This window comes from Embleya sp. NPDC025285, from assembly GCF_055558835.1.
In genome coordinates, this window is the sequence record NZ_JBVHLU010000190.1 from 1 (window position 1) to 11,078 (window position 11,078).

The following is an 11,078-nucleotide window of genomic DNA, read 5'->3' on the forward strand; positions in this document are numbered from 1 at the left end:
GCACGCCACTGGAAGTCCTGAACGAGCACAAGCAACTCGGACTGGCGGCGTAAACGACAGAAGCCAACGTGTCCGGAAAACGCGGGGCCCCTCAGACAGCCCACTGCGAGCCCGAGACGTCTGCGAAGCACTCGACCACGAACCCCTCCCGAAGAACATCGAAGGCACCCGCGCCAAGCTGAAACGCCTGGTCAAGCTCGGCCTCCTCACCGAAGTCGACACCGACAGCCTCGCCACGAAGCAGCAGCCGACAGACCCCGCAACCACCAGCCCCGCTCCAGCCTCACCCTGAAACGGACATCAATTCACGAACCGTCCTCTCAACTTCCGTGCCCCTCAGCCGGGCTCGCGTACACCGGACTGAGGGCGGACCGGCCCGAGACCTTTTTTGTGCCCGTGCCCTGCGGCGGAGTTGCGGTCACTGCGCAAGACGGCCGATGAGCCGATAGGCCAACCAAGCGAACTTCTCCGAATTTCTGTACGGACGTCCTGCCGGGAAGGCTAGCCTGCCGTATGGGCAAGCGTCCCAAACGGTTGGGCGACGGGAATTCCCTGTCCGCAAAGCCCGGTGCCGACGGCACACGGCTGAGGAAGCGCGTTCGCGTGACACTGCGCATTACGCGGCGGAACTCCTCGGACAACCGAGATTTGGAGGCCGGACGTGGCAAGCGACAGCGTCGCGGAGATTCTGCTGCGGTTCGCCTGGGAGCAACTCTGGAAACCGGGCACGCCGTACTACCTGCCGGATGCAATCGCCAACGGCGCCAGTGGAGCCGGCGTCGTCGTGCCACCCCTGGCGGCGCGCCCGGTGCCCGACCTCGGCCCGTACAACCTGTTCAGCTCCGACCCGTGGGGATCCGTCTCGATCAGCCTCGTCGACAACACTCTCGACGGGCTGCGGACCGCCGCCGATGGCGGGTTCCGCTACGACGAGGCCACCCGCACCTACACCGCGGTGGTGAGGTTCGGCGCCCTCGACTTCTCCGGGCGGTACATACTGTTCGGCGGCGGCCTGGAAGGCTGCGCCATCGCGTGTGTCAGCGGCCTGCTGCACGTCGTCCCCGCCCTTGGGGCCGCCCGCGCCGACGAGGCAGCGACCGACGCGGGCGGCGACGAGGCGCAGACGCTGGGGCAGGACCGGATCGCGCTCGCGCAGGAGTACCGGGGCAGGCTCGTCACGTCCGACACCGGACTCGACCTCGTTGCGCGGTACTACGACAACAACGAGGCGATGAACGAGATCGCCGCCGGCCAGAACATCTTCTCCAAGAACTTCGCAACGCGGACAACCTCCGCAGCCGGGCGGACCGTCAACTCCGTCGACCTCGCCAACGTCACGACGGCCGCGGCGAGCAACCCGTCGGACCCGGACGAGAAGGTCGGCGACGCCCTCTACCGAATGCACGCCTACCTGATGCAGATCCTTTTCGCCAGGGCCTGCGACACGGCGTACAGGGCCACGGGCGACACCAAGTACACCGATGCCGGCCGCGCTTCGACAAGCTTCGCGACGCTCGTCACCAACCACCCCCGTCAGGGTGCCCTCACTGTCGACGAGGTCATGGACACCGTCCGTTCCGCCGACGACCGGCCGGCGCAGGCGCTGCTGCACCGGCGTCCCGGCGAGGCCGCGGCCGACGGCGAAGATCTCGGCGTACGCGCGCCGGGGGAAGCGTCGGAGGAGTACCGGCTCGCGACAGAGCTGGCGCAGGAGGCCATCGACGAGTGGGAGGCGTCCGGACGGCAGAGCCTGTTCTCCTGGGAGGTCGCCGAACGGGCGGCACTTGCCACCGGGGTGCCGATCGGCTACGGGACGTTCGGCGACCGGCTCACCGGGCCGTCGGTCACCGTCAAGGGGAGGGTCGACTACGCCGGCGAGCCGACCAAACTCACGCTCACCATCACCGTCGACTCCGTCGCCGCGGACCTTCCGGAGATCGACATCCGGCTCGACGGCGACCCGGGCACGCTCTACGACAGGGTCGTCAATGAGCTGGCGAACGCCGTCTTTGTCAAAGACCTGGTGCGCAGGAAGCTCCAGACCGTTCTGAACGCCCCGAGTGTCCGGACCTACCTGCAAGAGCGCGTCAACCAGTCCATCAGCCAGGCTCTCGGCGCGTACTGAGCCGCCGCTCTCGCCACTGGAGGCATCTGTGCCCTTCGATGTCTACATCGGGGTCTCGGAGGCGGAGCTCAACAGCTGCGCCGCGACCGTCCACCACAAGCTCTACCCGGGCGTCTTCACCGGTGAGACGCAGATCGACACGGGCGCAATCTCGTTCACCGCGAAGTTCGACGTACAAGGTCCGCCGGTGTTCGACCTCCGGCCCGCCCCTGCCAGGCCCGACGCGCTCGTCGCGGCGGCGCGGGACCGCTTCGGCGCGGACCGCGAGCTGACCGCCGAGGAAGAGGCCCTGGTCCGATTCGCCGCCGACAGCACGAGCAACTTCACGGTCCGCCTGGCTGCCGTCAAACTGATGCTGACCGCACCTGATGTGGCGCCTGCGGACCTGCACGTGGACGTCACCGCGCACTGCTCGGCGGTGACCGCGAACGGGCTCGTCTCCTTCGTCCTCGACAGCGTCACCGCGGCGGAACAGCCGGACGCGTTCGACCAGGTGGTCGTGGAGAAGTTCGTGCTCCCGGGCCTGCGGACGAGCCTCGGGCAACTCTTCGCCGGCTTCACCCTGCCGTCGTTCGGGGTACCGGGCGTTCCGCTCGGCCGGCCGGCCGTCGCCCTCGACCGCCGGCGGCTGTTCGTGCTGGCGACCGTCGCAGGGCACGGCGACCCGAGCCACGACCCCGGCTTGCCGTGGCCGGACACCGGGTTCTTCGCGTTGCTGAGCCAGGCCGCGCTCCAGGCCGCAGCGTCGTCTGCCATCGCGTCGAGCGGCGACATGGAGTACTCGGCGACGTCGGGCGACGACGCGTTCGAGGCATACGTCCACTTCGCCATGCGGCTGGTGCAGCCGGTCGTCAGGATCGTCGGCACCGGACTGGACATCTCGTTCTCGCTCGTCGGGTCCGTGGGCGCCGGCCTGCACGTGCTGTACGTTCCCATCGAGCTGAGCTACTCGGCGCGGTCGCTGCCCGATCCGACGGCGCATACGCGACTGGTGCCGCAGGGGTCGGAGCTTGTCGCCGTCGAGACCGCCTTGCAGCCGTTCACGATCGTGTGCGCTCCGGACGGCGACGTCCCGGCCCAGGTGCTCAGCTGGATGACCGAGTTCATCGTGCAGGAAACCGTCGGCGCCCTGACACCGCTGGTCACCGCGTTCCTCACGGGCATCCGCTTCGCGTCGTTGACGATCCCGACCTGGGTCGAGCCGATTGCAGGTGTGACGGTGACGATGACGCCCACCGACCTGTCCGTCTCCAACGTGGCCGGGAGCATCGCGCTCACCGGCTCGCTGCGATTCGGCTGAGGAGCGCCGGGATATGGCGTCGATCACCATGGTGACCTGGAACATCCAGGTGTACGGGCCGAAGAAGTTCAGCGGCCGGAACCCGAACAACCTCAATGTGGCGCGGTTCGTCGCTCAGACTCTCGCCTCGTCGGGCGCGAACATCGTGGTGCTCCAGGAGATCATGTCCAGCGTTGCCGAGCAGATCGCGTTCACCATCGCGAACGAGACGAGCGCACGGATGGGCGGCGTCCCCTGGGCCTACACGGTCATCGGCGCGAAGCCCGGCGGTGACCGCGAGTCGTGTGTGTTCTTGTGGCGTGACAGCAACGACGCGGCGGCCTACTTCCGTCCGGTGTCCAGCGGCGCCGGCTGGGCCGAAGGCGTGCCAGCCAACGACTTTCCGAGCAAGTGGGCGGCGCGCGGCGGCCGACGCGCGGCGTACAAGGTCTTCCGCACGAACGACGGCGGCAGGAACTTCGTCGTCACGAACTACCACGCGCCGGCCAACGTCTTCGCGGGCATCGGTCCGGACGCGGTTGCCGCCATGACGGAGCTGTACTGGGTGACGAACATGGGCGTGCGTGAGCCGGTGACCGGCCGGCTGCTCGGCGGCGACTGGAACCTCGACGTCAACAGGCTGCCGGCGATCGGGCAGGGCTACCCCTGGCTGACGAACCCGGTGCCCCCCGTGCCGCCTCCCGCGGTGTGGGGGCAGGGTGCGGGCACCGCGCCGGCTGTCGCGCAGACGACGATGTTCTGCAGCTACGACGATGCCCGGAACGTATGGGGACCCGATCCGCGAGCCTGGCCCAGGGACCAGAGCAACTACCTGCCCGACGGCCAGGCGTACGACAACATCTTCTACGCGTACGCCGGCGGCGTTGTGGTCCCCAATGTCATGTCATTGCTGAGCCCGATGGTCACCCAAAGCCCACTGCGCCAGATCGCGTTGCAGTTCGACACCAGCAACAACGCCTTCCCGTACGCGGCGTACTTCCCCGCCATGAACATCGCGCTGGGCGACCCGGGCTACGCGTTCCTGCTTTACCGGTACGCGATCAGCGACCACCTGCCCGTCTCTCTCACTTTGGTGATGTGATGAGCGTCGACTCGATTCTCGGCACCCTACTCCGGGCGAAGACCGGTGACGACCTCGACCTGGGGCCGGACGCGTTCGGTGCCGGTGACCTGGAGACCGTCTTCTCGGCTTGCCTGCCGGCGGACGGGCATCTGAAGGTGAGCGGGGTCGACCTCCGCAAGGACGAGACGGCCGGCACGGTGACCGCCACCGGCACCGGAGTCGGCATCCCCTTCGCCGGCATGCATGTCATTGCCGTCTTCTCCGACTCCGCCCGTGGCGTTGAGCTGGAACTGACCGCGACGGCGAATGACGAGTGGACCCTGGCAACCGCGTTCCCGCTGCTCGCAGACTCCGTGGTGGACCAACTCGGATACGTCGGGGCCTCGCTGAAGCTGACCAGCGGCCCCAGCGCGGCACAGGGACTCGTCTTCGACGGCGAGGTGCGGCTGCCGCCCGGCTACTCCGTTGTCGGCTGGCTCATGAACAACGTGCTCGACCACCCCCTCAGCGGCCACATCACGATGCGCGGCGCGGCGCCGGAGTTCCGGCTCACCGCCGGCATCACGGGCGCGCTCACCGTCGGCCTCTTCACCGGCCTGACGATCGAGTTCGTGCTCGACGCGAAGGCGTTCCCGTGGCAGCCGCCGGGCACCTTCGAGCAGGGCGGCGCCGCCCAGGACGCGGCTGTTCAGTGGCAAGCGCGCACGTCAATGGGTGTGTCCGCCGATCTGACCGTTGCGGGCGCCGACACGAGCATCTTCATCGACCTCGCCGACCCAGCCGGGATGGTGCCCGTCACGCTCGATGTCACGCAGCTCACCGATCTCACGATCGAACAGCTGGAGTCGCTCGTCCCGTCCGCCGATCTCGCCGGGAGTCTGCCGCCGAAGAGCACGCTCGACCCAGGCCGGCTCTTCTCACTCGTCGCCGGCCGCTTCGTCGTCGACCCGCGCAAGGCCGGCACGGACGCGCTCGCCCTCGTCGAGCTCGTGCTGACGACCGATGCGGCGGTGCGCTGGACGATCGTCGACGGCATCAACGTCGAGAGCATCGGCATCGGCTTCGCCGTACTGCACCCGTTCACATCGCAGATGCAGGTCCGGGCGAGCATCTTCGGGCTCGTCGGGTGGCCGGGCGGCGAACTGTGTGTCTCGGCGAGCGTGCCCGACGTCGAACTCGGCGCCGGCCTCACCGAAGGCTCGGAAGTCCCGGTCGACGCGGTGCTGCAGAAGCTGCTGCCGACCCCGATCGAGACGGGCCTCCACCTCGATTCCCTCGACCTGCTTGCCCGGCCGCTTGCCGGCACCTACCACCTGGAGGCGGGCATCACCGGTGACTGGCGGCTCGACCTCGGAGCCACCACCGTGGAACTGCTCGGCGCGTGGCTCCGGTTGGACTTCGACAAGGCCGCGCAGCCGACCACAACCGGCGTGATCGAAGCCAAGGCCGGGATCGCCGGCATCGAGCTCGACGCAACGTGGACACTACCGCGCCGACTGCACCTCACGGCCGCGCTGCCCGAGATCGACTTGGCCCGCCTCGCCTCCGCGGTAACCTGTACGTCGCCGCCTGCGGAGCTGCCGCCGATCCGGCTCGCCCGCGGCGAGGTCGAGATCACCGTCGGCGGCGACGCCGACCACGCGAAGACGAAGACGCTCCGGTCGATGCGCGCGTCGGCCGCCAGGCCGCCCACCACGATGTACGACTTCAGAGCTTCGGCGAACGTCACGATGGACGGCCATGGAGCGCTCGGCGCCGGCTTCTTCGACGTGCGGCGGACGAGCGCGGGCACCGGCTTCATCCTCGGCATCGACGTGCCGGCGGGCTGGTCACCCGGCGATGTGTTCCCCGCTCTGCACGACCTTTTCGCCGGCCTGGTATTCGAGCAGACGGGTGTCATCGTCGCCTCGGTCGAGACCGACCGCACCCAGTTGCCGAACCTGTCGATGCCGTCTCTGCCGGCGCAGGTCGGGCCGGGCCTCACGTTCTTCACGACCTTGAAGCTCGAGGGCGCGGGCCTCGGTCGACTTGCCAAACTCTTCGCGACCGACGTGCGCCTCGACCTGCTCGGCATCGTCGACATCGCCGACCCCAAGCGGTCCAAGATCAAGGCGGTGCTCGGCAAGCTCCAGGCGCGCGGCGCGATGACGTTCACCGGGCTGACGCTTGAGCTGTTCCCCGCCGCGGAGCAGTTCGACGTCAGTGCCGGGGTCATCCTGCACGTCGGCAACGAGGACGTGACGATCACCGGCAAGGGCACCGTGGCGCTCGAACCTCCCGCACTCGGGCTGGAACTGACGGTGTCGGATTGGACCTCGCCGTTCGGCATCCACGGTCTGACGGTCGACATGTTCGGCGTCAGGATCACCGCCAAGGCCGAGGGTGGGGTCTACGCCGGCCTCCTCGGGGACTTCGCCATCGGCACCGGCGACCGGGAGTTCCGGTTCCTCATCGGCGGTGAACTGGACGACTTCGAGGTGCCCGGCTCGATCGTCTGCAAGCTCGAAAGCGCGTCGCACACACTGATGCTCTCCGACCTCATCGAGCAGTTCACCACCCTTGACGTCGAAAACCTCCCCGTGCTCTCCGACATCGGCTTCAAGGACATCGACTTCACGCTCGTCGACAATCCGGCCGGCTTCTCGATCGGGGACCGGCACTTCCCGCCCGGCATCCACATCGCCGCCGACATCACCATCCACGACTGGGAAGCATCGTTCGAGGTCACCGTCAGCACCGGCGGAGGCGTCTACGCAAAGGGCTCGGTGAGCAAGCCGGTCGGCTACGAGGACGTTCTCGTCATCGCGAACGCGGCGGGAGACAAAGGGCCCGAGTTCCTCATCGACACCTCCGCGCTCGTCGCACTCCCCGCGCAGCTGCCGCGTTTCACGGCGCTCGCGGCGATCGCCCGCGGGACCCCGCCGCACCTGCTCGCCGCATCACCACACCGGGCAGCCCGCCCGCGGGTCCCGAGCCGTCCGCCCACCGCCCGCGAGGCGCTGCTGGCGGAGGAGCTCCTGCCGAAGCCGTTCGGCCGCTCCGTGGTCGCCGGGTCGTCGCCGTACCTGCACATGTCGGCGAGCCTGTCGATGCTCGGCGTCCTTCGCGAATCGGTCGAGGTCACGGCCACCAAGGACACGTTCGACTTCGAGTTCCGCTTCGCCTTCCTGGAAAGCACCGCCCGGCTGTCCTGCCATCTGAGCGGGCCGAAAAAGAGCCTGGCCGCGTCGGGTGGAGTCGACTTCGAGTTCGACCTGTCACTCCCGCCGTGGAAGGCCGAGGGCGGCATCACCGTCATCCCGGCGATCGCCCTCAGGAATCAGAGCGCGAACATCGCGGCGTCGCTTGCCCTCGATCTCGGCGCCTCCCCGCCGACCGGCGGTTTCCATATCCGGCTGACCTTCAAGTACCACGATGTCCCCGTCGACGTCGGCTTCTCGGTCACGCTGGCGCAGATCGCGAACTCGGTCGAGAACCTCTGGCGCGAGATCCGGTGCTGGCTCGTCGACCACGTCGACGAGGTCTGGAAGGAGGTTCTGGACGATGTCCGGAAGTTCGTGAAGGCAATTCGCGACGGCGTGCTCGACTTCGGCAAGGACGTCATCGCCGTCGCCCGGGCACTCCGGGCCGGCTTCACGCCAACGACGGCGCAACTCGCCTCGCTGCTCAAGGAACTCGCTTACGGTTTCCGCGACATCGTCGACGCGCTCGTCCAGGTCGCGGGCGCGGGGGTCGACGAGGCGGTGGACAGCGCCAAAGAACTGTTCGGCGACGCCACACAGTGTGCGGTCCGCAGTACCGGCGCCCTGCTCCACGCTCCGGAGTCGCATGGGCGCGGCACACGAACGGCCGACGTGGCGGTGTCGGGTAAGGTGCTCACCGATCTCACGGCCTCGGATCGGGGACAGCGCCTCCTGTACCACTACTACCTGAACGAGCCGGAGATCCGGGCCCTCGCCGTCGGCCACCCGACCGTGCGCCGGCACCTGGAGCACCCGGACGAGGACGTCCTGGCGCTCGCCGCTGCCGGCCGGTACGTCCCGCTCGTCCGGCACGTGCTCGACGCGCTTGAGACGTCCGGCAGCGCCGACCTGGTCGAGGCGGTCGGTTGCGTGCGGGCGGAGCTCGCCGGGTTGACCGATGCGTCGTACGACGAGTTCCTCACGGCACTCGCAGGTGGGCAGCGGTGACCGGCGCCGTCCGGGCGCAGGCCTCGTGCGGTGCCGGCGACCGTGCCTGGCAGCTGGTCGCCGACGACCGTGTGCGTTTCGAGGCCGCTCTCCAGGCGGCCCTGGACCCGCAGGCCGGCTACCTGACCGAGGTGGAGCTGGCGACGTACCGCGGCGGAAAGAAGCTCCGCCCGCTGCTCTTGGTGCTGGCCGGACGGCTTGCGGCGGCAGCCGACCCGGTGACACCGCTGCCGCAGAAGGCTGTCGAGGCGGCGGTGGCATTGGAGATGCTCCATGTGGCGACGCTCATCCACGACGACATCATCGACGTCGCTCCGCTGCGCCGTGGCGGGACGTCGGTGTTCGCGGCGCGGGGAACCGAGATCGCCGTGCTCGTCGGCGACCTCCAGTTCGTGCAGGCGATCCGGGTGTTCGCCGGCAGCATCGACTCGCCGGAGGACATGCGGCTCGTGCGACTCGTCCTCGACGTCGGCTTCGACATCTGCCGGGGCGAGATCGACGAGCTGCAGACGGAGCATGATCTGACACCCAGGCTGCTCCGCCACCGCTATTTCCGCACAATCGACCGAAAGACCGCCGCGCTGTTCGGACTGGCGTGCGAGGCCGGCGCGGCCCTCGCCAGCTCGGGGCAGCGGGCGACCCACCTCGTCGGCAGGTACGGCCGCGCACTCGGCCGGGCGTTCCAGATCATGGACGACCTCACCGATTTCCTGCACTCCGGCTCGATCGCCGGCAAGGAACCGTACGCCGACTTGCGCAGGCGGCGGTTCACGCTACCCATCATCTACGCACTCGACGAGCTCGGCGCCGACCACGCGGTCGCCCGGATCATGCGCGGCGAGGCGTGTACGAGCACCGACCTCGCCGCCGCGGCGGACGCCGTCGTCGCGAGCCGCGGCTTCGACCTCGCCTACAACCAGGCCCGGCGGCTGGTCGTCGAGGCCGTCGGCCACCTCGGTGTGTTCCCACCTTCGCCGATCAAGGACTGCCTGGCCGACATCGCCTGTGAGGTCGTCGACCGCGGTGCCGTCTGACGTCCCGCACGGAAGGAAGCGGCCATGGCCGAACCGCCCAACCAAACGCTGCAGTTCTTCCTCAATCTGCTGTGGCGCAAGGCGAGCGACCCGAAGAGTGGCCTCTACCTGCCGGATCTGATCCTGAGTCGGCGCGACCCGGCCTACGATCCGTACACGGTCGACGGCAGCTGGCACCTTGAGAACAACACGCGCCTTGCCGACGCGGCCACATCCATCTGTACCGCGTACGACCCGAACCCGGACAGCGTGGGGCAACCGGACGGCGTGCCCGACATCTGGCTGTTGGACGCGGAGCACGCGCTGTTCAAGGCACCCAAGCCCTTTGTCGTCAAGGGCGCCTCGAACGTCACCCTGTCGCAGCCGATCGTGGTCGACGGGACGACCGCGACGGTGACCGCGACTTTCGGCGCTCTCGAGAGCTGTAAGTACGGCCGGCTGACCGTTCAGGGCAATTGGACGCTCACCCAGCAGTGCCGCGACAACGGCAACCCTTACGAAGGCGACGGCTTCGGCTACGTCGACATGGTGATCAACTCCGCCACTGTCGACTGCCGGCTCACCGTCAGCGCCGTGGGCTCCGACCAGCTTGTGGTCACGGTCGACGCCCTGAAATTCAGCGCCGCCGCGTCCCCCGACAACGTCGTGGTCGACGTCCAGCTGATGGAGATCACCGATCCGAACTTGCGCGCGATGTGGAATGACGTGGCGGATACCGCGTTCAAGGACGCCGCCACACTCCAGTTCGTCGTCGGCAAGATCGCGGAGATCATGGACAGCGAGGCGACGCGTGACGAGATCGGTCGGATGGCGACCGGCACGCTGCGCCGGATCATCGACGGCACCTCCGCCGCTTGAGAGCCCGAAAGGCGCCGCTCCGGACCTGCAAAGGAACCGGGCAGTGGGCGTGACGCAGTGGCCGGTCGCATGCGACAGGCGCCTGCCGCCCGGGCTGCCGCCGCGACCGGCTGTTCGGTCCCGACCCGGCCGCACCGCGCGGCATCCGTCGGGGCGCAGCCCCCATGGCGCGTCCTCCTGTCCCCGCTACCACCGTTGGGGTCCGGCGGTTTGCCGGACCCCAACCACGGTCGTAAGCGTCCGAAACGCCGACCGCAGACACGGTCGCCTTTGACGCGAAGAAAGCCGTGGCCCGCTTGAGGACTTCCACGTCCTGGCGCAACCGCTGATTCTCCCGCCGCAACGCGGCCAAATCCTCGCGTTCGCCACCGGTCAGACCGTCGCGCTCCCCGGCGTCGACCTCCGCCCGCACAACCCAGTCGCGCACCGCGGTCTCGGTCAGATCGAAATCCTTCGCGACCTGACCGACCGAACGATCACCGCGCCGACACAGCTCGACGATCTCGGC

Annotated in this window: 6 protein-coding genes; 5 read left to right on the plus strand and 1 reads right to left on the minus strand. The window is 68.6% G+C overall.

What is annotated here, in order from left to right:
- The first annotated feature begins 661 nt into the window (after positions 1-661).
- From ACZ4FV_RS50410 to ACZ4FV_RS50430, 5 genes are all read left to right on the plus strand, one after another.
- The gene (locus ACZ4FV_RS50410; RefSeq protein ID WP_465328086.1) at positions 662-2,125 is read left to right on the plus strand and encodes a hypothetical protein; all 1,464 of its coding nucleotides are present in this window, start codon (positions 662-664) and stop codon (positions 2,123-2,125) included.
- Positions 2,126-2,153: 28 nt separating this feature from the next.
- Entirely contained in the window at positions 2,154-3,425 is a 1,272-nt protein-coding gene (locus tag ACZ4FV_RS50415; RefSeq protein WP_465328088.1) for a hypothetical protein, read from the plus strand.
- Positions 3,426-4,112: 687 nt separating this feature from the next.
- The gene (locus ACZ4FV_RS50420; protein WP_465328090.1) at positions 4,113-8,678 is read left to right on the plus strand and encodes a hypothetical protein; all 4,566 of its coding nucleotides are present in this window, start codon (positions 4,113-4,115) and stop codon (positions 8,676-8,678) included.
- Positions 8,675-9,712: a polyprenyl synthetase family protein gene (locus ACZ4FV_RS50425; protein ID WP_465328092.1), complete on the plus strand. Its 1,038-nt coding sequence runs from the start codon at positions 8,675-8,677 to the stop codon at positions 9,710-9,712. Before ACZ4FV_RS50420 ends, ACZ4FV_RS50425 begins: the two co-directional genes overlap by 4 nt.
- Before the next feature lie 24 nt (positions 9,713-9,736).
- Positions 9,737-10,570, plus strand: coding sequence for a hypothetical protein (locus tag ACZ4FV_RS50430; RefSeq protein WP_465328094.1), 834 nt, complete (start codon positions 9,737-9,739; stop codon positions 10,568-10,570).
- On the opposite strand, the gene ACZ4FV_RS50435 is transcribed toward ACZ4FV_RS50430, so the two are convergent.
- A partial coding sequence (locus ACZ4FV_RS50435) for a transposase (RefSeq protein ID WP_465328096.1) occupies positions 10,545-11,078 on the minus strand: 534 nt, incomplete at its 5' end. The two genes, ACZ4FV_RS50430 and ACZ4FV_RS50435, sit on opposite strands and share 26 nt — an antisense overlap.